Origin of the sequence: Oerskovia gallyi (assembly GCF_014836745.1) — a bacterium.
Classification (GTDB): Bacteria; Actinomycetota; Actinomycetes; order Actinomycetales; family Cellulomonadaceae; genus Oerskovia; species Oerskovia paurometabola.
The window spans coordinates 149,652-170,061 of sequence record NZ_JACSQE010000010.1 but is presented as its reverse complement, the minus strand read 5'-3'; the positions used below and the strand labels follow the sequence as shown (position 1 = coordinate 170,061).

The 20,410-nt window shown below is 69.4% G+C and carries 17 protein-coding genes; 8 read left to right on the top strand and 9 right to left on the bottom strand.

Features of this window, described 5'->3' with window-relative positions:
- Window positions 1–453: 453 nt before the first annotated feature.
- The gene (dnaA, locus tag H9640_RS13555; RefSeq protein ID WP_191791235.1) at window positions 454–1,881 is read right to left on the bottom strand and encodes a chromosomal replication initiator protein DnaA; all 1,428 of its coding nucleotides are present in this window, start codon (window positions 1,879–1,881) and stop codon (window positions 454–456) included.
- 502 nt (window positions 1,882–2,383) lie between these two features.
- On the opposite strand from dnaA, the gene rpmH reads away from it, so the two are divergent.
- From rpmH to H9640_RS13515, 8 genes are all read left to right on the top strand, one after another.
- On the top strand, window positions 2,384–2,521 hold the full coding sequence (rpmH, locus tag H9640_RS13550) for a 50S ribosomal protein L34 (RefSeq protein ID WP_010849920.1): 138 nt from the start codon (window positions 2,384–2,386) through the stop codon (window positions 2,519–2,521).
- 6 nt (window positions 2,522–2,527) lie between these two features.
- Window positions 2,528–2,893: a ribonuclease P protein component gene (gene rnpA / locus H9640_RS13545; protein ID WP_191791234.1), complete on the top strand. Its 366-nt coding sequence runs from the start codon at window positions 2,528–2,530 to the stop codon at window positions 2,891–2,893.
- Window positions 2,890–3,207, top strand: coding sequence for a membrane protein insertion efficiency factor YidD (gene yidD, locus H9640_RS13540; protein WP_191791233.1), 318 nt, complete (start codon window positions 2,890–2,892; stop codon window positions 3,205–3,207). Before rnpA ends, yidD begins: the two co-directional genes overlap by 4 nt.
- Window positions 3,208–3,266: 59 nt before the next feature.
- Window positions 3,267–4,346, top strand: coding sequence for a membrane protein insertase YidC (yidC, locus tag H9640_RS13535; RefSeq protein ID WP_191791232.1), 1,080 nt, complete (start codon window positions 3,267–3,269; stop codon window positions 4,344–4,346).
- A 72-nt stretch (window positions 4,347–4,418) separates the two neighbouring features.
- The gene (locus H9640_RS13530; protein ID WP_191791231.1) at window positions 4,419–4,940 is read left to right on the top strand and encodes a Jag family protein; all 522 of its coding nucleotides are present in this window, start codon (window positions 4,419–4,421) and stop codon (window positions 4,938–4,940) included.
- A gap of 929 nt (window positions 4,941–5,869) precedes the next feature.
- Entirely contained in the window at window positions 5,870–6,550 is a 681-nt protein-coding gene (rsmG, locus tag H9640_RS13525) for a 16S rRNA (guanine(527)-N(7))-methyltransferase RsmG (RefSeq protein ID WP_225227185.1), read from the top strand.
- Between the two features lie 346 nt (window positions 6,551–6,896).
- Window positions 6,897–7,907, top strand: a complete 1,011-nt coding sequence (locus H9640_RS13520; protein WP_191791261.1) for a ParA family protein — start codon at window positions 6,897–6,899, stop codon at window positions 7,905–7,907.
- Window positions 7,904–9,163, top strand: coding sequence for a ParB/RepB/Spo0J family partition protein (locus H9640_RS13515; RefSeq protein WP_191791230.1), 1,260 nt, complete (start codon window positions 7,904–7,906; stop codon window positions 9,161–9,163). The genes H9640_RS13520 and H9640_RS13515 overlap by 4 nt, the downstream gene beginning before the upstream one ends.
- A gap of 97 nt (window positions 9,164–9,260) precedes the next feature.
- On the opposite strand, the gene H9640_RS13510 is transcribed toward H9640_RS13515, so the two are convergent.
- The 8 genes from H9640_RS13510 to H9640_RS13475 form a co-directional block, all read right to left on the bottom strand.
- Window positions 9,261–10,358: a D-alanine--D-alanine ligase family protein gene (locus H9640_RS13510; RefSeq protein WP_318243774.1), complete on the bottom strand. Its 1,098-nt coding sequence runs from the start codon at window positions 10,356–10,358 to the stop codon at window positions 9,261–9,263.
- A gap of 17 nt (window positions 10,359–10,375) precedes the next feature.
- On the bottom strand, window positions 10,376–11,611 hold the full coding sequence (locus tag H9640_RS13505) for an aminotransferase-like domain-containing protein (RefSeq protein WP_191791259.1): 1,236 nt from the start codon (window positions 11,609–11,611) through the stop codon (window positions 10,376–10,378).
- A 367-nt stretch (window positions 11,612–11,978) separates the two neighbouring features.
- Entirely contained in the window at window positions 11,979–12,305 is a 327-nt protein-coding gene (gene trxA, locus H9640_RS13500) for a thioredoxin (protein WP_191791229.1), read from the bottom strand.
- On the bottom strand, window positions 12,302–13,348 hold the full coding sequence (trxB, locus tag H9640_RS13495) for a thioredoxin-disulfide reductase (protein WP_191791228.1): 1,047 nt from the start codon (window positions 13,346–13,348) through the stop codon (window positions 12,302–12,304). The genes trxA and trxB overlap by 4 nt, the downstream gene beginning before the upstream one ends.
- Before the next feature lie 142 nt (window positions 13,349–13,490).
- A complete protein-coding gene (locus tag H9640_RS13490) occupies window positions 13,491–15,431 on the bottom strand; it encodes a protein kinase family protein (protein WP_191791227.1) in 1,941 nt (646 codons plus the stop codon).
- A 59-nt stretch (window positions 15,432–15,490) separates the two neighbouring features.
- Window positions 15,491–17,272: a murein biosynthesis integral membrane protein MurJ gene (gene murJ / locus H9640_RS13485; RefSeq protein ID WP_191791226.1), complete on the bottom strand. Its 1,782-nt coding sequence runs from the start codon at window positions 17,270–17,272 to the stop codon at window positions 15,491–15,493.
- 56 nt (window positions 17,273–17,328) lie between these two features.
- Complete coding sequence (locus H9640_RS13480) at window positions 17,329–19,641, bottom strand: DUF6049 family protein (RefSeq protein ID WP_191791225.1); 2,313 nt, start codon at window positions 19,639–19,641, stop codon at window positions 17,329–17,331.
- Window positions 19,638–20,297 carry an NUDIX hydrolase gene (locus tag H9640_RS13475; RefSeq protein WP_191791224.1) on the bottom strand — a complete coding sequence of 220 codons (660 nt, stop codon included), beginning with the start codon at window positions 20,295–20,297 and terminating at the stop codon, window positions 19,638–19,640. Before H9640_RS13475 ends, H9640_RS13480 begins: the two co-directional genes overlap by 4 nt.
- Window positions 20,298–20,410: the final 113 nt, after the last annotated feature.

Below are 20,410 nucleotides of genomic sequence, written 5' to 3'. Positions count from 1 at the left end.
AGGTGCATAACAGGCAGCGGGCGTCCTTGCGAGCTGGGGACGATGTCACCGGTGACATCAGTCCGAGGACGTCAGGCTGCTGGGTCTGCGGGTACCGGCGCTCCTGATCGGACGTTCCTCGGGCCGCGTGAACAGGCGCTGTGGACGACGTCCAGCCGCGGGGACGAGCGCTCCGCTGGACGACGGGGCGGAGGTGTACGTGGAGCGCAGGGGCACCGTGTGCTGGGCGGAGGGGTGAGGTCACCGCAGCCCAGGTGGCAGGTGTTCGCCAGAGGCTGCGCTACGCACAAGGTGCGTCGACCTGGGGTGGGGCAGGGTGCGCCGCTCGTCGTGGGCCTGGCGAGACCGCCCGAGGAACGAGGGCGCGGAGGGTTGAGCGGGGCACACCCCCACCCACCCCACCCAGGGCGACCCCCATCCAGCGAGCGCGACCGCTCGCGGCACGGCCGGGGCTCAGCCCCGGTGCTGCTGCTTGATCCTGCTCGTCAGCTCGGTGACCTGGTTGTACGTCGAGCGACGCTCGGCCATCTGCTCGGTGATCTTGCGGTTCGCGTGCATGACCGTCGTGTGGTCGCGGCCGCCGAACTGCTGACCGATCTTCGGCAGAGAGAGATCGGTCAGCTCGCGGCACAGGTACATCGCGATCTGGCGTGCGGTGACCAGGACACGAGAGCGCGAGCTGCCGCACAGGTCCTCGATCGTCAGGCCGAAGTAGGCAGCCGTCTGGGCGATGACGCTCGCGGGCGTGATCTCGGACGCGTCGTCGTCGGTGATGAGGTCCTTGAGGACGATCTCCGCGAGAGCGAGGTCGACCTGCTGCCTGTTGAGGTTCGCGAAGGCGGTCACGCGGATCAGGGCGCCCTCGAGCTCGCGGATGTTCGTCGAGATCTTCGAACCGATGTAGGACAGGACGTCCGTCGGGACGGCGAGGCGCTCGCTCGCGGCCTTCTTGCGGAGGATCGCGATACGGGTCTCGAGGTCGGGGGGCTGGACGTCGGTGATGAGACCCCACTCGAACCGGCTGCGCAGGCGGTCCTCGAAGCCGTTGAGCTGCTTGGGCGGCAGGTCCGACGTGATGACGAGCTGCTTGTTGGCGTTGTGCAGCGCGTTGAAGGTGTGGAAGAACTCCTCCATCGTCTGCTCCTTGCCCTGCAGGAACTGGATGTCGTCGATGAGGAGGACGTCGACGTCTCGGTAGCGGCGCTGGAACGCCCCGGCCTTGCCCTCGCCGATCGAGTTGATGAAGTCGTTGGTGAACTCCTCGGAGTTCACGTACCGCACCCGCACGTTCGGGTACAGGTTGTGCGCGTAGTGCCCGATCGCGTGGAGCAGGTGCGTCTTGCCCAGACCGGACTGCCCGTAGATGAACAGGGGGTTGTAGGCCTTGGCCGGGGCCTCGGCGACAGCGACGGCGGCGGCGTGCGCGAAGCGGTTCGAGGAGCCGATGACGAACGTCTCGAAGATGTACTTCGGGTTCAGACGGGTCGGCTCCGCGTGCGGGCGCTGCGGGACCGGTGCGGGGAGCATGCGCTCGCGCTCGGGCTCGACGTGGACCTGCATCGGCGGCTCGGGCACGCTGGCGGTGAGCGCCGCCGGCGACGGCGGTTCGGCGGCCAGCTCGGGGTCGACCGTGATCCCGAAGCGGACGTCCCTGCCGAGCGCTCCCGCCATCGCGGAGACGAGCTCGTCGCGGACCCGCGTCTCCAGGTAGGTTCGCGTCTGCTCGTGCGGGACGGCGATGAAGACGGTGTCGTCGAGGATCGCGAGCGGCTTGGCCAGCTTGATGAAGGCGATCTGGCGCGGCGTCATGTCGGGGCTGGCTTCGAGGACGGCGATGGTCTGAGCCCAGACGTCTGCGATGTTCTCGTCGGGGTTGGACACCAGGTGATTCCTTCGTCGTCGGGTGCTGCATGATGATCAGGATCAGTCTGGAGTGTGCCACGCGGACCCGTTATCCACATAGTTTTCCACAACCTGTGGGGAGTACTCGCAACGCTCCCGAGCATGACGGCCGTCGACCGGTGGTCGGGTGATGGACGGTCGTTCGACAAGAGGGTGACGGCGCGGAGGGTGGTGCCCCGCTCGGCCTCTCTCGCGGGACTCGGCCTCTCACGCCAGGACCAGGGTAGACGTACCGGTCGCTGCACGACATATCATGACAGGCTCGGCGTCGTGGAACCCGGGTTTGACCCGAGGGGGGTCCGCGGCGTAACGTCAGACAGCCGTTCCAGGTACTTTCGCGCGCCCTCACGGGGGCGAATCCACGGACTGATCGTGGCGGGTACACGGGCGGCTGGGGTGCAGAACTGCATCCCTTCCAGCTGTAGCACTGCATCGTCGAGGACATAGACGGTGTACCTCCCCGACGTTCTTGGAGTACCTCGTGAGCAAGCGGACTTTCCAGCCGAACAACCGGCGCCGTGCGAAGACCCACGGTTTCCGGCTGCGTATGCGCACCCGCGCCGGCCGCGCCATCCTGGCAGCCCGTCGTCGCAAGGGCCGCGCCGAGCTCTCTGCCTGACAGCAGGTGCTACCCGCGGCGCACCGCTTGCGCCGTTCCGTAGATTTTGAACGGGCGGTGCGACGTGGCGTGCGCGCGGGACGATCGACCGTGGTGGTTCATCTCTCCCAAGACCCTGGGGGCGACGAGCCACCACAGGTCGGTTTTGTCGTTTCCAAGGCCGTGGGCAACGCCGTGCACCGAAACACAGTGAAGCGGCGCCTGCGCGCCGCGTCTTCGGCGTACCTCGACGCACTGCCGCCACGGTCCCGTGTCGTCGTGCGGGCTCTTCCGGCCTCGTCCGACAGCGACTACGCCCGGCTCGACCAGGACCTCGCGTCCTGCATCAAGCGCGCCGTCGCCCAGTGGGACCGTCGATCGGCCGACGCATGAGCGCCACGGTCCAGGCCGAACCTGCAGGGATCAGCTCACCGGGCTGGATCGCCCGGTCGTGGCGGTTCGTCCAGCGGATCCCGCTGCTCGTGCTGGTGGGACTCATCAGGGCGTACCAGAGCGTCATCTCACCGATGACGGGTCCCACCTGCAAGTACTACCCCTCGTGCTCGCAGTACGCGCTCGTCGCGATACGACGGCACGGTGTGCTGCGAGGCGTACGGCTCGCCGTCTGGCGGCTGCTGAGGTGCAACCCCTGGAGCAAGGGGGGCGTCGACGACGTCCCCGAGGCGCTGAGGAAGCACTCGCACTAGTCCTCCTGCCGGCGACGCCGGTCAGGACCCAGTTTGTTGAAGGTTAGGGAGTAGTACGGATGGACTTCTTCGCGTTCCTCGCGCCGATCGAATGGGTCGTGGCGTGGATCATGTACCTGTGCCACCAGGGGCTCGTGTTCCTGGGCATGGGCGACGGCCCCGGGCTCGGCTGGGTCTTCTCGATCGTCGGCCTCGTGATCATCATCCGTATCCTGCTGATCCCGCTCTTCTTCAAGCAGATCAAGGCCTCTCGTGGCATGCAGATGCTGCAGCCCGAGATGCAGGCCATCCAGAAGAAGTACAAGGGCAAGTCCGACCCGGCGTCTCGCGAGGCCATGAGTCGCGAGACCATGGAGCTCTACAAGAAGCACGGCACCAACCCGTTCGCGTCGTGCCTGCCGATCCTGCTCCAGTCGCCGATCTTCTTCGCACTCTTCCGCGTGCTCAACGGCCTGGTGCCGATCTCCAACGGTGATGCCGACAAGATCGGTCCGATCGACGCGAGCGTCGCGAGCGACATCGAGAGCTCGTCGCTGTTCGGGGCGCACCTCTCGGACATCTTCCTCAAGACCGACGACATGCAGGCGAAGATCGTCATCGGCGTCCTCATCGTCGCGATGTGTGCCACGACCTTCTTCACGCAGCGCCAGCTGACCATGAAGAACATGCCGAAGTCGGCGCTCGAGGGCCCCATGGCGTCGACGCAGAAGATGATGCTCTACGTCTTCCCCTTCATCTTCGCGGTCTCCGGCGTGAACTTCCCCGTGGGTGTCCTCGTCTACTGGACCACGACGAACCTCTGGTCCATGGGCCAGCAGTTCTACACGATCAAGCGCATGCCCGCTCCGGGATCCGAGGCCGAGCGCCTCATGAAGGAGCGCAAGGCTCGCAAGGCCGCAGCCAAGGGCATCGTCGAGGAGGCGGCTCCGGTCATCGAGCAGCCCCGCGGCCAGCGTCAGCAGCCCAAGCGCAAGGACCGCCAGAAGCCAGGCACGCCTCGCGTCATCAACGGAACGACGGCTCCGTCTGCCGAGGTCAACGATGCCCCGGTCAACGATGCCCCGGTCGATGGTGAGACCGATGGTCCGGCCAAGGGGACCGGCAAGGGTTCCCCGAAGCCGAAGCAGCCGAAGAAGTAGCCCCAGTCCTGTACCGAGAGCGCCGAGGTTCCTTCGAGACCCCGGGGTTCTCATGACCCCAAGGAGTCAGCAATGTCGTCGACCGACGCACCCGCTGCCGAAGACCACGCACCCGACGAGATGACGCGTCTCGAGGAGGAAGGCGAAGTCGCAGCGGACTACCTCGAGGAGTTCCTCGACATCGCCGACCTCGACGGCGACATCGACATCGACATCGACCACGGGCGCGCAGCACTCGAGATCGTCGCCGACGAGCCGACCTCGTTGCGGCACCTGGTGGGCAAGGAGGGGGAGGTCCTGGACGCGCTCCAGGAGCTGACGCGGCTCGCGGTCCAGGCACGGACCGGCGAGCGGAGTCGGCTCATGCTCGACATCGCTGGCTTCCGGGCGCAGCGCAAGATCGAGCTGACCGAGCTCGCGACCAAGGCGATCGCGAAGGTGCGCGAGTCGGGTTCCGAGCTGTCGATGGATCCGCTCAACGCCTTTGAGCGCAAGGTCGTCCACGACGTCGTCGCAGCAGCCGGCTTGAGCAGTGACTCGCGAGGCACGGACCCGGAGCGCTACGTCGTGATCCGTCCCGCTGAGGTTTCCTGACCTCCTTCGTCTCGCCTCCACCGCGGCCCGGTGTTTCACGTGAAACACCGGGCCGCTGTGCGTTGTGGGCCGTGTGTCGCCCGATGAGTTCATGTGAGGCCAAGATCGTTGTCAGGACGGGCGTCGCAAGATGACCGGCGCCCTGCGTCCCCCGCAGGGGAGCGTGGCCGCAGCCTGAGGTGCCCCCGGCTGGCGATCGCACTGCGGCCGATGCTCACGGCCGTCTACAAGGTCGAGACGCGGGACGAGGCACGGGCCTATCTTGACGGTGGGACTGCACAGCGCCCCGAACACGACAGCAGCACGGCCCGATGACGACCCACGATCTGGTTACGGGTAGGTGAGGCGGTCCCTGGGGTGTGACCGTCAGTGCCTGACGATCTCCCGTCGCCTGCCGGTCGCGGGACGACCAGGTTCGACGCTCGGTCGGCCCGCCTCGAGGTTCGCTCCGGAGGTCGCCACGGGTCGGGGCATGAGAAGCAGGCATCGCTCGTCGAGCATCGCGGAGGTCTCTGATCCCCGAGACGCAGCCGCAGTCGACGGCTTGTCGCCTGAGGCGCGTTGACGGTTCTGCCGGGAATCGCCGCGCTCGGCGGGCGGGGGGGGGGGGGCGAGGGTGCCCGGGGATCGGGTCGCCAGCGGTACGTGGAGGTTCACGGCGTGGGGGCTGATTGCACCGCCCATCCACCCCAGCTCGCGCACAGGTTCCACCGTCCTGTGCGAGATCCGGTGGTCGTTGGCACAGCGAGTTCTGGGGCCGCGCCCTGCCCATCGCTACGCCTCCGGCTGCATCGAGACCGCCTCGGCTCGACGTGTTGCCGGCCTCGCCGGGCATCGCACCACAGCCGTGCGAGACGTGACACCATGGACCCGGACCGTTCGGCATCGTCCGACGTCCCCTGGGAGCTTGAGCACCGAAAGAGGAGTAGATGACCCACGAGATGAGCGACGCCGTCGAGGGCAGTGTTTCACGTGAAACACTCGCCGACTCTCCAGAAGTCCAGGCGTACTTCGGTGCGGCGTACCCGCTTGTCGCCCGCTTCGCAGACCTGCTGCACGACCAGGGGGAGCTGCGTGGGCTGATCGGTCCGCGGGAGGTCTCGCGCATCTGGGAGCGGCACATCCTCAACTCCGCAGCGGTGGTCCAGTTTCTTCCTGTGACCGGCACGATCGCCGACATCGGTTCCGGTGCGGGCCTTCCCGGGATCGTCATTGCGGTGATGCGCCCCGACGCAGAGGTTCTCCTGATCGAGCCGATGGAACGACGCTGCGCGTGGCTGTCCGAGGTCGTCGAGGACCTTGGACTCTCCAACGTCGAGATCAAGCGAGGGCGCGCCGAGGAGTATCACGGCGCCTTCCAATGTGACGCAGTGACCTCGCGTGCTGTTGCCGCCCTTGAGAAGCTGGCGCGCATGTCCCTTCCCTTGGTGGAGCGTGGCGGGGAGATGGTCGTCCTCAAGGGGCGCAATGTGGCGCAGGAGATCGAGCCGGCGCGCAAGGTGCTCCGCAAGTACAAGACGGAAGAGCCGGAGATTCTCGAAGCGTCGAGTGTTGACGGCGTCGAGCCGACAACCGTGCTCCGAATCCGGCGCACGCCTGCTCAGGTTTGAACGGTGCCCCTAGGGCCCTTCGCGACGTGACCCCGAGTCCGCCACGTGGAAGTCACGGTGAGTGGAGACCAGGGGGAGGAGTGCACCGCATAGGGTGGCAGAGCCCCGGGTCCCGACGGTGAGACTCGGTGACGACACGCGTCCGGCGGTCCATGAATGAGGCTGTGGTGGGGCGCATGCTGGAGTAGGTCAAGTGAGGGAGATGGGCGTGACTGAGAGTTCCGACCAGCAGCAGGACATCCCGTTCGAGAGTCGGGACATGACGTATCTCGCGAGCGTTTCACGTGAAACATCCGAGGGCTACCCGTCGGACGCCGCGTTCGACGAGAGCCGGCGCGAGGAACTGATGGCGAGCCTCCCCGAGATGGATGACGACACCCCCCTGGCGGCGCAGCTCACGATTGATGCCCGTCGCCGGATCGATCTCCACGGACGACGCTTCCCGCGTCCGGCTTCGACACGGGTCATCACCATCGCCAACCAGAAGGGCGGCGTCGGTAAGACGACGACGACCGTCAACCTGGCAGCCGGGCTGGCGCAGGCTGGGCTCAACGTGCTGGTGATCGACAACGACCCGCAGGGCAATGCATCCACTGCTCTCGGGGTCGAGCATCGAGCGGGTACACCTTCGGTCTACGAAGTTCTGGTCGATGGCGCGCCACTTTCTTCAGCAGTCCAGCAGTGCCCAGACCTTCCGACGTTGTGGTGCGTGCCCGCGACGATCGATCTGTCGGGGGCGGAGATCGAGCTGGTCTCGCTGGTTTCACGTGAAACACGGCTGCGGAAGGCGGTCGATGACTTCCTGGAGGAACGTGTCGCCCAAGGCCTGGAGCCGATCGACTACGTCCTCGTCGACTGCCCGCCAAGTCTCGGTCTGCTGACCGTGAATGCCTTCGTGGTCGGGCGCGAGGTGCTGATCCCCATCCAGTGCGAGTACTACGCCCTCGAGGGGCTCAGCCAGCTCCTGAAGACCATCGAGCTCATCAAGGCGCACTTGAACCCGCGGCTGCACGTCTCCACGATCCTGCTCACGATGTACGACGGTCGCACCAACCTCGCGCAGCAAGTCGCCGCAGAGGTGCGTGAACACTTCCCCGAGCAGACCCTCAAGACGTCTATCCCGCGCTCGGTGAGGATCTCCGAGGCTCCCAGCCACGGTCAGAGTGTCATCACCTACGACCCGAGCTCCACGGGCGCTCTCGCCTACCTTGAGGCTGCACGCGAGGTCGCGGATCGCGGCCGCCCTGAACCCTTGCCTGTCCCTACCGTCGACGGAGCGTCTCGCAACGTCTCACGGCAGAACTACCTCGCCGAGCGATGGGCAGTGCTGCCTAGCTACCAGGAGGATGCACGATGAGTGAGAAGCGCCGTGGGCTCGGTCGTGGTCTCGGAGCATTGATTCCGACCAGTCCTGAGCGTGAACGTCCGGTGGACGTCTTCTTCCCCTCCGCGCCGCGTGTGGCGGAGTCCAGCTCCCCCGCGAGTCCGGACTCCGGGGGAGGGGAGACTGAGGAATCCGGTGCTCCCGTGCTGACCATCGAGCGCACGGATGCCGACTCGCCGGCCTCGCTCGGGGGCGTCGACGAGGTGGATCTCGTCGTGCTCACGAGCACGAGCACCGAGCAGGGGGTGGCACGGGCCGAGACATCCTCGTCGGTCGAAGCGACCGGAGGCGACAGCGAGCCCACCAAGGCTGACGACACGCCGGCCGACGTTTCACGTGAAACACGTACGACGGAGACGACGGACGCTTCGGCCGAGCCGGCACCGGCCGACCTCGTGCCGGTGCCGGGGGCGACGTTCGCAGAACTCCCCGTGGGGCTGATCCGGGCGAACTCTCGTCAGCCACGCACCGTCTTCGACGAGGGCGAGCTCGACGAGCTCGTCGGCTCCATCAAGGAGATCGGCGTCCTGCAGCCCGTCGTCGTCCGCCGTGACCCCGAGAACCCCGGGGGCTACGAGCTCATCATGGGCGAGCGGCGTTGGCGGGCGACCCAGGCAGCGGGCCTGGACGTCATTCCGGCGATCATTCGCGAGACGGACGACGCTGACCTCCTGCGCGACGCGCTTCTCGAGAACCTGCACCGTAGTGCGTTGAACCCGTTGGAGGAGGCTGCGGCATACCGCCAGCTGCTCGACGACTTCGGCTGCACGCACGAGGAGCTGGGTACACGCATCTCCCGGAGCAGGTCGCAGATCTCCAACACGCTGCGTCTGCTGCGTCTGCCGCCACTGGTCCAGCGTCGAGTGGCGGCCGGAGTTCTCTCCGCCGGGCACGCCCGTGCGCTGCTCGGTCTGACGGATGGTGCGGAGATCGAACGCCTCGCTCAGCGCATCGTCTCCGAAGGGCTCTCTGTGCGAGCCACGGAGGAGATCGTCGCTCTCGGGGGACTGGATGCGAAGCGTCCTGTGGAGCGCACGCCGAGACCGGGCCAGCGCAGTGCGGCGATCGACGAGCTGGCATCCCGACTCTCGGACCGCTTCGAGACGCGCGTCAAGGTCGACCTCGGGAAGAACAAGGGCCGGCTGACGGTCGAGTTCGCGTCGGTCGAGGACCTCAACAGGATCCTCGACCTCATGGCACCCCAGGATCCGGGCCTGCTGCGCCGGTAGGTGCCACTCGGGCAGACCCCCGACGTTCCACGTGAAACATCGGCCCCGATGAGCAGCTGCTCATCGGGGCCGATGACGTTCGTCGAGGAAGAAGCGGTCAGCGCTGGGAACCCTGACGCACCGCGCTCTGCGTCACGATCGCGCGGTAGAGGTCCCCTAGATCGCGCCCCGCAGCATGAACTGCCTGCGGGAACAACGAGGTCTCCGTCATCCCGGGCGCGACGTTGACCTCGAGGAAGTGCGGAACGCCGTCGGCGTCGACGATGAGGTCCGATCGCGAGAGGTCACGCAGGCCCAGAGCGAGGTGGGCGCGGACCGCCGTCTCCTCGACGCGCGCAGCGACCTCGGGAGCCAGTCGGGCGGGGGCGTAGTAGCTGGTACGGCCCGGGTTGTAGCGGGCGTCGTAGTCGTAGGTACCCTCGGTCACGATCTCGACTGCTGGGAGCGCCTCGGGGCCGTCCGGACCGTCCACCACGCTCACGGCGATCTCGGTTCCTTCGACGGCACGCTCGATGAGGGCGATGTCGCCGTAGGAGAAGCAGTCGACCATCGCACGAGGCAGTTCCTCGGCACGGCGGACGAGCGTGACGCCCAGCGCGGAGCCCCCTCTGGTCGGCTTCACGACGAGGGGGAGCCCCAGGCGACCGACGATGGCGTCGAGCACAGGCTGAGCGCCGAGCTCGCGAAAGAGGCTCTGGGGGAGAGTCACGTAGTCCGGGGTCGAGAGGCCCGCGCCCAGCACGACGTTCTTGGCGATGGGCTTGTTCCAGGCGGCTCGCGATGCCCGGGGACCGGTCCCTACGTAGTCGAGGGAGAGCAGTTCGAGGACGTCGCGGATCGAGCCGTCCTCCCCGCTCGCGCCGTGCAGGAGCGGCCAGACGACGTCGGGCTTCTCCTCGGCGAGGAACGGGAGGAGGGACGCATCGACGTCGTGCACCGTCACCTCGAGGCCTGCACCACGCAGGGCGTCGGCGACACGGCGCCCCGAGCGGAGCGAGACGTCGCGCTCGTGCGACAGCCCCCCCGCGAGAACGGCAACTCGTTTGACAGGGCGCGGTTCGTTCTTCGAAGCGCCCCCGTCCCGCGAGGCGGGGTGATCGGCCGGCGCGAGCTCGGCGACGTCCTCGGTGACGGTCTGTGATTCCGCAGCGGTACCCACGGTCTTGGTCCTCTCGACGTTCAGCAGGTTTCTCACGCGGGCAGGGGTGGCGCTCACGCGAGGTTGGGGCCAGGGTTCTCGACGTCGGACAGGTCCGGGTCCTGGGCGCCGGAGGTGCCGAAGAGGTCCACGAGCTCGCGCTCGGCAGAGACGACCCCGGCGAACCGCCGGACTCCCTCCCTGATGCGCTCCGGCGTCGGGAAGCAGTAGGAGAGACGGACGTGGTCCGCGCCCGTCCCGTCGGCATAGAACGCCGTCCCCGGGACATAGGCGACGCGGGCCGTCACCGCGCGGGGGAGCATGGACCGCGCGTCGAGCCCGTCCGGAAGCTTGACCCAGGTGTAGAACCCGCCGTTCGGGACGTTCCAGGAGGCAGACGGGAGGTGCTCCGAGAGGGCCCCGATCATGGCGTCGCGTCGTTCCCGGTAGAGCTCGCGGAACTGCTTGATCTGGCCCTGCCAGTCACAGGTGTCGAGGTAGGTCGCGATCGCGAGCTGCGAGGCGTTCGAGGGGCACAGGATCGCGGACTCGCTGGCGAGCACGAGCTTCTCTCGGACGGCGTGGGGGGCGACCACCCACCCGACCCGGTAGCCGGGAGCGAACGTCTTGGAGAAGGAGCCCAGGTAGAGGACGCCCTGGTCGTCGAGCGAACGCATCGCGGGCAACGGGTCGCCGTCGAAGCCGAGCAGACCGTACGGGTTGTCCTCGATCACGAGCACCCCGAACCGCTGGGCGATCTCGAGGATGCGGGGACGCCGCTCGACCGAGAGCGTCACGCCGGCAGGGTTGTGGAAGTTGGGAACGGTGTAGAGGAGCTTGACGCGCCGACCCTCGGCGGCCAGCCGGGTGAGGGTCTCCTCGAGGGCCTCGGGGATCAGACCGTGCTCGTCGAGCGGGACGTGGACGATGTCGGCCTGGTAGGACCGGAAGACGCCGAGGGCCCCCACGTAGCTGGGTGCCTCAGCGACGATGACGTCGCCCGGGTCGATGAAGATGCGCGTCACGAGGTCGAGAGCCTGCTGGGATCCCGTGGTGACCACGACGTCGTCCGGGTGGCAGTCGATGCCCTCGAGGCGCACGACGTCGACGATCTTCTCGCGCAGCGACTCGTCGCCCTGGCCCGAGCCGTACTGCAGCGCTGTGGTGCCGCGCGTCGCGACGAGCTTCTGCATCGCATCCGCGATCACGTCGAGGGGAAGTCCCTCGAGGTAGGGCATGCCGCCCGCGAGCGAGACGACCTCGGGGCGATTCGCGACCGCGAAGAGGGCGCGAATCTCCGACGCTCGCATGCCGTGGGCGCGCTCGGCGTAGGCGCCGAACCACGGGTCGAGGCGGGTGCCGCTCGAGGCGGCAGGCTGAGCGGGGTGCGTCGGTGTCGTGCTCACGCTCCCCAGTCTCCCACGGCGGATCGGTGGAAACCGTGAAGGGGCCGCTGACCGGACGACGGCAGGGAGCCTGTGGGGCCAGCCCTTCACCGGCCGGCCCGGGTGACGGACAGACCGTCCCGACCAGATGCCTCCGGCGGCGAGCCCAGACGCCGGCGGGGGGGGGGGGGGGGGGGGCCCCCCCCCCCCCCGGGGGGGGGGGGGGGGCGCCGGGGGGGGCCCCCCCCCGCCCCTCCGGGGCGATGCCCGCAGATCGCGGCGGGCGAGAGCGTCAGGCGATGAGTGCGTCGATCTCCTCGGCGAGGATGCGCTTGGGCCGTCCTCCCACGATCGACTTCACCAGCTCACCACCGGAGTAGAAGTTGAGCGTGGGGATCGAGATCACGCCGTACGCCGCGGTGATCGCGGGGTTCTCGTCGGAGTCGAGCTTGGCGATCTTGACCTTGCCGGCGTACTCGCCGGCCAGCTCCTCGAGGATCGGGGCGATCTGCAGGCACGGCCCGCACCAGGTGGCCCAGAAGTCCACGATGACGGGGATGTCCGACTCCAGGACTTCGGACTTGAAGGTGTCGTCGGTGACCTTGACGGTGTTGCTCATCGGATCTCCTCCAGTGCGCGGGGCAGCTCGTCGGGGGCGGGGGACTCGGGCGTGCCGGCGATCTCGGGGAGCCCCTCGGCGTCCTCGATCGCGTCGACGAGCTCGGTGAGGTAGCGCTGGGCGTCGAGCGCCGCAGAGCAGCCCGAGCCGGCCGCGGTGATGGCCTGGCGGTACGTGTGGTCGACCGCGTCGCCGCACGCGAACACGCCCTCGAGGTTGGTCGCGGTGGTGCGTCCGACGACCTGGATGTAGCCGTCGTCGTCCAGGTCGATCTGCCCCTTGACGAGCTCGGAGCGGGGGTCGTGCCCGATCGCGACGAACAGGCCGGTCGCGTCGATCGAACGCTCCTCACCCGTGAGGGTGTCGCGCAGCGTGAGCGACTCGACCTTGTTCTCGCCGTGGATCCCGACGACTTCGCTGTTCCAGGCGAACTCGATCTTGGGGTCGGCCTTGGCCCGGTCGGCCATGATCTTCGAGGCGCGGAGCTCGCCACGACGGTGCACCATCGTGACCTTCGACGCGAAGCGGGTCAGGAAGGTGGCCTCCTCGACGGCGGAGTCTCCGCCGCCGACGACCACGATGTGCTGGTCGCGGAAGAAGAAGCCGTCGCACGTCGCGCACCAGGAGACGCCGCGGCCGGAGAGTCGCTTCTCGTCCTCCAGGCCCAGCTCGCGGTACGCCGAGCCGGTCGCGAGGATCACTGCACGAGCCGTGTAGGTCTCACCGTTCCCGGTGACGACCGTCTTGACCGGGCCGTCGAGCCGGAGCTCGATCGCGTCGTCCCACTCGACCTGCGCACCGAAGCGCTCGGCCTGCTTCTGCAGGTTGTCCATGAGCTCGGGGCCCATGATGCCGTCGGGGAACCCAGGGAAGTTCTCGACCTCGGTCGTGTTCATCAGAGCGCCACCCGCGGTGATCGAACCCGCCAGGACCAGGGGCTCGAGGCCCGCACGCGCGGCGTACACGGCGGCCGTGTACCCGGCGGGGCCCGAACCCACGATGATGACGTTCCGCGGGGCGGTCGTGGGGGTCTGTTCCGTCACGTGTACTCCTCAGTGGTGGGTGGTGCACCGGGTCCAACGCCGGGCGGCGTCGTTCTGTTCCGAGGGCACCGTCGGTCGGTGGGCCGATGGATGGTCGACACCGACGTCGTGGCTGAGCACCCCGAAGGGTGCGGCCACGACGTCAGTAGACCGTGATCTCGTTGAGCTCGACGCGGAACTTGCCGTCACCGTTCGTCGGGAGCTCCGTGATGTACAGGACGAACGTGGTGCCTTCGGTCGCGGGGTCGAGCGCGAGCTCGACGGTGTCCGAGAACGTCCCCGATGCGAGGACGTCGCCACCCGTGGGCGCGTCGTCGGTGACGGCTCGGACCTCGACGCGGCCACCCGTGTTGTTCGTGTCGAGCACGATGCGCTGGACGGTCGCTTCGTCGTCGAGCGTGAACGTGTAGCCCGTCTTGGTCTTGTTGCCGCCGAAGGCCGCCGTGTTGTACGAGTAGGTGTACCAGAACGTCGTCGGGTCGCCGTCGACCGCGAGGGGCACGGACTCGGGCTTCTCGCCGACGTCGTCAGGGTTCGCGACGTCCGGGTCCAGCAGACCGCCTGCGGCGATCGGGAGGGGCTCGGTGTTCACCGGCACCTCGCCGTCGTCGGGGGCCGTCTCGGGAGGCTGGGAGCCGGTCGTGGACGACCCACCCTGAGCCGATCCCGGCGTGAGGACGGCGCCGAAACCACCGAGACCGGACTTCACGCCCCAGACGACGGCGGCGATCACCAGGATGAGCACGACGGGCATGATGATCCAGGTGCTCTTCACGCTGGTCTTCTTGGCGCTCGTCGTCGCGAAGGGACCGGTCCGTGGTCCGGTCGCGGGGTCGACGGCGGGACCCTGCCCGGTGGGCAGCGCCGTGACCGGGGCGACCGGCGGGGGCGGTGGGGCCGTCGGGTGAGACCCCGTCGGGGGCTGCTGCTGGTAGGCGACCTGGGTCGGGTAGGCGCCCGTCGTCGGGGCGGACGATGCCGCGTAGGCGACGGGGGCGTCGGCGTAGGTAGGCGCGGGGTAGCTGGCACCGTCAGGGAGCGCGGAGGCGCCCGCGAGGGGCACGCGGTGGATCCGCCCGGTCGTGGGCCGGTGGAAGGGGACCGCGGGGGGCGGAGTGCCTGGCGGTGTCGAGAGCGGGACGTCGAACGCGCTCCGGATGGACTGCCGGCTGACCCGGTTCGGCGCGGTCGGGGCGGGCGGCTGGACGAACGTCGGGAGAGCGGCGACGACGGACAGCGCCCCCCAGGGCTCGAGGGCGCTCACCAGGTCGGCCGGCGACGAGGGTGGTGCTGCGAGGCTGTCGAACTCCTGGGTGTCGTCGTTCGTCGACCCGCCACCGTCTGTGCCTGCCCGGGTGGGCGAGGCCTCTGCGTCGGCGAAGACCTTGGTGCACAGGTCCGACAGGTCCGTCGGTGCCCCAGGGACGAGCGTCGACAACGGGAGCACTCCTGCCGCGTCGCGCTGGGCGGGGAGCGGGTGGACCGAGTCAGGACTGATCCAGGGCACGTCGAGGCTGGGTCCCGCCCAGCGCGCTGTCATCGCGTAGTACAGCAGCGCGACGAGGCCGAGGGTGTCGGCTCGTGAGGTCTCGTCGGCGTCGTGCTGGTCCTGTCCGCTGATGCCCGCGTCGAGCCCGAGGCCCGTCACGACGACGCGGTCCCCGTCGACCCGCAGGGCTTCCGGTCGTAGTGCCAGGTGGTGGACGCCGCGCCGGCGGGCGACCTCGAGCGCGGCCGCAGCCTCGCCGACGATGGCGCGCGCCTGCTGGGCATCGACGATCCCGCCCGCCACGACCTCGGACAGGGTGATCCCGGCGAACGGCTCGGTGATGACGTAGGCGACACCGTCGTCGGTGCCGACGTCGAGCACCCGGGTCAGTCGCGGGTCGGCGACGAGCGCGGCCCGGCGGGCCGAGTCGATGGCCTCTGCGACGTGCTCGCCGGCGAGCAGCGAGACCCGCACGGAACGGTTCAGGACCGAGTCGTGCGCGGACCAGGCGGTGACGTCGACCAGGTCGCTCGCCAGCCGTTCACCCAGCAGGTAGCGGCCCACCAGTGTCGTGCCGGGTCCTGCTGCGGTCACCTGCCCACCTCGAACTTTCTTGCCGTCGACATCTTCCCCCCACATGGTACGGGCGTCCTCTAACTCGTGGTCGGGCGTCGCCGCCCGAGCTTGCGGAGCAACGGGTCGGCGAGCTGATCGAGCTCGCGGACCCGCATGACCTTGAGGCCGCCGATGTACACGGCGGTCATGACGATCCCGACGACTGTAGTGACCACAGCAGCCCGCAGCCACGAGAGTCCGTAGAGGTCTCCGAAGAGCTGGAGGACCCCCCAGCCGATCCCAGCGCTGACCCCGGCCGCGAGGGCGGTCTTGACGTGCATCCGCACGATCCGGAAGGCGTCGAGACCATGGAGCTTGCGTCGAAGTCCCGCGGTCCGCAGCAGGACGGCGACGACGTTGGACAGCGACATCGCCGCCCCGACCCCGACGACCCACCACACGGGGTCGAGCGTGCGGGTCGCGAGCCAGGCGACCCCGACGAGCGCGATCGTCGCCGGCACCTGGATCCAGAAGACCGTCTTGCCGTCCTCGTAGGCGTAGTACACCCACTTCATGAGGACCATCCCACCCAGCGGAACGAGGCCGAAGGCCATGGCGACGAGGATCTGACTGACCGCCACGGCGCTCGAGGGCGTGACGTTGATGAGCAGGAGCTTGGTGATCGGCAGGGCGAGGATCGCGAAGACGGCCGTGGCGAACACCGTGAACACACCCACGGTCCGCACCCCGCGCGAGAGGTCGTGCCGCACCCGGGCGAAGTCGCCCGCGCCCGCGGCGGCGCTCATCCCGGTGAACAGGGCCGTGGCGATCGAGACCGTCACGAGCGAGTGCGGCAACAGGTAGATCATGAGCGCCTGCGTGTAGGCGGCGTTGCCCGCGACGGCGAAGGCCTCGGGGGCGCCCGTGACCACGCCGGTCACGACGCCGTTCGTCAGGGGGTCGCCGTCGTAGGCACCGAAGGTCTCGCGCAGCGCGGCCGCAGGTGCGCTCGAGGCGAACTGGGTCGTGAACAGGACGCCGATCTGCTCGAGCATGACCGCGCCGAACGTCCAGATCGCGACCTGTCCGGCGGAGCGCAGCCCGATGCCGCGCATCCCGAGCCGGAAGTGCCAGCGGAACCCCGCGCGCCACAGGGGCACGAGGAGGATGAGGGCCTGCGACGCGACCCCGAGGGTCGCGGTCCCGGCGAGGACGGCGATCTTGGTGCCGTCCCAGGTGCCGAGGTCGTCGGCCGCGCCCGTGGCGTACGGCCCGTAGATCGCGATGAAGGCACCGAACCCGACGATCGAGACGATGTTGTTGACGACGGGGGCCCACATGAACGGGCCGAACTGGCCACGCGCGTTGAGGACCTGCCCGAGGAGCGTGTACAGACCGTAGAAGAAGAGCTGCGGGGTGCACCAGAACGCGAACGCGACGGCGAGCGAGAACTGCGCGGAGCCCCAGCCGTCGGTGTAGAGGGTCACGATCACCGCGGCACCCGCGGTGAGGATCAGGCTGAGCCCGAGGAGCAGCACCCCGGACAGGGTCAGGAGCTTGTCGAGACGCTCCTGGGGGTTCTTGGAACGGTAGGCACGGACGATCTGCGGGACGAGGACGGCGTTGAGCACGCCTCCCGCGAGGATCGCGAACAGGACGTTGGGGATCTTGTTGGCGACGTCGAACGCGTCGGCCGCGAGGCCGGTGGTGCCGATCGCGGTGACGAGGAGGACGTTGCGAACGAGTCCGAGGACGCGGGAGACCGCGGTGCCCGAGGCCATGAGCGCCGAGCTGCGGCCGAGGCTGCTCCTCGGGGTGGTGGCCACGGCGGGCTCGCCGGTCGGCGTCTCGGTCTCGTCAGCGGGTTCGACGGGGGCCATGGCGGCGTCGGGACGGGGGCGTCCTGCCCGCGTGGTCCCGGTAGGTCGGAGGTGCTTCACTCGTCGTGCCCTGTCGAGCGGCCCGACGGCGCCGCCACCCCGTGGGCTCCCGGCACACCCGCCGCGGGCGTCATCTCGGCGACGCGGCGCGGCGACCGGCCGCGTCGGATGGTGCGCCAGATGCCGCCGATCATGAGGAGCGCGACGAGCCCGGCGAAGATCGCGGTCCCCGTGTTCTCCCACTCGGCGCGCACCTGGACGACGAACGCCGAGGAGGGCGAGACGACGGCGCCGGAAGGAACCGCGAGAAGCTCGACCTCGACCTCGACGTCACCGCTGCCGATGGCCTGGACGGGAACCTTGAAGGCGACCTCGGCGCCTGCCGGGACGGGCCCGACCGGGAAGGAGACGACCTTCAGGAGACCGCTGTCGGGACGGAGCGCCACCTGGATCGTGACCGGCTGGTCGAGCGTGTTGCGCACCCAGACGGGGATCTTGCCCGACGTGTTGATCAGGGTGACGTCCAGCTCGCGGGGGACGATCGACACGGCGGACCGGATCAGTGCCGCATCCTTCACCGCGGTGTCCACCGCGACGGTCCGGTCGTCGGGAAGCGACCGGTAGGCGACCGCGGTGGGTACGACGAGGGCGGGCTCCGCTTCCTGGGCGATGGCCGCGGGATCGGCGGTGATCGTGGCGAAGTCCGCCGTCTGGGTCCGGGCGCGCTGGAGCTCGTTCATCTGGGAGACCGGCAGCGTTCCCTCGCTCACCGAGGACTCGGGCAGCGGGGAGCGCGCGACGTCTGGGACCGCCGAGCCGAGGAGGTCGTCGACCGGGGCGACGTCGACCCAGGTCGCCTCTGCCAGGGCATCGAGGACGGACGTGAGGGCGTGAGGGTCCGGGTCCCACGAGCGCGGGAGGGCGACGAGCACGTGTCGAGCCTCGGTCGGTCGCTCGGAGGCTGCCACCGCCAGGTCGGCGAGGAGCCGTTGTGTCGCGTCGGCCGTGGACGGGTCGTCGGCGTCGCGCCCGGCACGGGTCGCGTCCTCGACGTCCTGGGTGAGGGCGGCGTCGGCGACCAGCGCGGTCGCGGGGCCTACGTCGGTCGGGACGGTGGCCAGGCCGTTCGGGGTGTAGTTCACCGAGCTCTCGGGGGCGAGCCCGTCGCCCCGGACGACCACCAGGGGGGAGCCGGACTGGACGGCCGTGCGGACCGTCTGCACGTCGGGGACGTCGTCGGCCGGGTAGACGAGGTCGGTCCGCCACGCGGTATCAGGAGTCGCACCCCCCGGCAGCGGGGTCGTGGTGGCGGGCAGGAGCGCGCCGACCCGCGCATAGGCGGCGGGGTCCGGGTCGTAGGGTCGCAGGCCGAAGACCGTGCGGCCGGCGGCACCGTCGCGCACCGCCGCAGCCCATGCCTGCGAGTCGGTGTCCGGCGACGTCTCGGCGGCCGCCAGGAGCGAGGGGTCGAGCGCCCACGCGATCTCGGGGACCTGGGCCGTGGCGGACAGGAGCCTGCCCAGCCGTCGGTCGGCTCCCAGAGCCTCGTCCACGGCGCGGACGTCGACGCTCGACGTGGCGGTCCCGGTCGTGCTCGTCAGGGAGAGAGCGGGGCCGGTGACCGGGGCGATCATGCTGACCCGGACCGGGACGGGTGCCTGCGAGTCGCCCCAGAGGAAGAAGGTGCGCAGGACGTCGAGCCGCTCGCCGCCTTCCTCGACCATGACGGAGAGGGGCCGAGGCCCCCACGTCGAGCCCGGCTCCAGGTTGAGGTCGTCGGCGGCCACCTCGAACGTGACCGTGGCGTCCTCGCCCGGTGCGAGCGGGTCGACGTCCTCGGTGGTCATGCGTCCGGCCGGCTGCTGGGAGACGGGGGCGTCGGCCCAGGCCTCGAGGGCGGACCGGGTGCCGACGGGCCGCCAGCTGACGCCGAGCGTGGCACGGGGAGCCTTGAGCCTGTCCTCGGTGCCGTTGTGGATCCGCACGACGATCGTAAGGGTGTCGCCGGGCTGCACCGTGGTCGGCGACATCGACACGAGCGTCGTCGTGACCGTTCCCTCGTCTGCCTCGTCGGCCGGGGCCGCCGTGGGGTCCGTGTCGGTGGCGAGGGTGCTCGCCTCGACCGACGTGGCCCGGGCCCCTGTCACGACCTCGGCAGGCGTTGCCGCGAGGGCGGCCGAGGGCAGCACGGCGAGCCCTAGGGCGAGCAACGGCGCGAGGAGGGCTCGCACGTGAGAGCGGGCCGACCGTCGGCTCGGGGCGGGTGGCGTCGTGCCGAGGGCGGTGCGGCCGTCGGTCCGGCGGGGGCCGTTCGCTGCCGGACCGTGCGTCGAGGCGCGGGGCGCGCCACCGGAGAAGTGAAAGCTCATGGGTGGTCGGTCGGGTTCCGTGGGTCGTCGGGTGCCGGCCGGCTGGTACGGACGACGGTGCGAGTCACGGTACCCCGGAAGTGGGCGCTCGTGCGTCGCCCTCGCAGGACGTCGTGCGCAACCGCGGCGAGGCGGCGCTCGTTGGGATAGGACAGGCGGTCGGGCAGGTCCTCGAACGGGACCCAGGCGACGTCCTCGGCCTCGCCGTCGGGGTCGCCCTCGACCGTGAGGTGCCCGCCGGTCGCCCGCAGCAGGAAGTGGTGGACGACCTTGTGCACCCGACGGTCCTCACCGGTGAACCAGTAGTCGATGATCCCGAGCGGGGTCTGGACGGCCCCCGTGATCCCCGTCTCCTCGGCGATCTCCCGGACGGCGGCCTCCTCGGGCGTCTCCGCGCCCTCGAGGTGGCCCTTCGGCAGGCACCACTCGAGCCGACCGCCGCGGTTGCGCCGCGCGATGACCGCGGCCCGGAACAGGCCCTCGAACGTGTCGACGACCAGCCCACCTGCGGAGATCTCCTCGACGACGGGCAGCGGAGCGGGTGGGCTGGCGGACGGGGCGGGACCCCGGTGGGTCTCCGGGTCTCTCCGCAGCGCGTGACCACCGGGCGGCGCTGGTACACCGCGATGGTCCGGAGAGTGCGCTGGGGTGGACATGACCCAACATTACCGAGTGTGGAGTCCGCGCTTGATCTGGCACGCTTGGATGTCGTGCCGACTCCTTCCCAGAACTCTCCCGCCCCCGAGCCTGCCGCGCCGCCCGTCGAGGG

Excerpts from the sequence above, each read along its gene's own strand:
- yidD (WP_191791233.1), top strand. The coding sequence starts at position 2,890 with ATGAGCGCCACGGTCCAGGCCGAACCTGCAGGGATCAGCTCACCGGGC.
- yidC (WP_191791232.1), top strand. The coding sequence starts at position 3,267 with ATGGACTTCTTCGCGTTCCTCGCGCCGATCGAATGGGTCGTGGCGTGG.
- H9640_RS13530 (WP_191791231.1), top strand. The coding sequence starts at position 4,419 with ATGTCGTCGACCGACGCACCCGCTGCCGAAGACCACGCACCCGACGAG.
- rsmG (WP_225227185.1), top strand. The coding sequence starts at position 5,870 with ATGACCCACGAGATGAGCGACGCCGTCGAGGGCAGTGTTTCACGTGAA.
- H9640_RS13520 (WP_191791261.1), top strand. The coding sequence starts at position 6,897 with ATGGCGAGCCTCCCCGAGATGGATGACGACACCCCCCTGGCGGCGCAG.
- H9640_RS13515 (WP_191791230.1), top strand. The coding sequence starts at position 7,904 with ATGAGTGAGAAGCGCCGTGGGCTCGGTCGTGGTCTCGGAGCATTGATT.
- H9640_RS13505 (WP_191791259.1), bottom strand. The coding sequence starts at position 11,611 with ATGCGAGCGTCGGAGATTCGCGCCCTCTTCGCGGTCGCGAATCGCCCC.
- trxA (WP_191791229.1), bottom strand. The coding sequence starts at position 12,305 with ATGAGCAACACCGTCAAGGTCACCGACGACACCTTCAAGTCCGAAGTC.
- murJ (WP_191791226.1), bottom strand. The coding sequence starts at position 17,272 with ATGGCCCCCGTCGAACCCGCTGACGAGACCGAGACGCCGACCGGCGAG.
- H9640_RS13480 (WP_191791225.1), bottom strand. The coding sequence starts at position 19,641 with ATGAGCTTTCACTTCTCCGGTGGCGCGCCCCGCGCCTCGACGCACGGT.
- H9640_RS13475 (WP_191791224.1), bottom strand. The coding sequence starts at position 20,297 with ATGTCCACCCCAGCGCACTCTCCGGACCATCGCGGTGTACCAGCGCCG.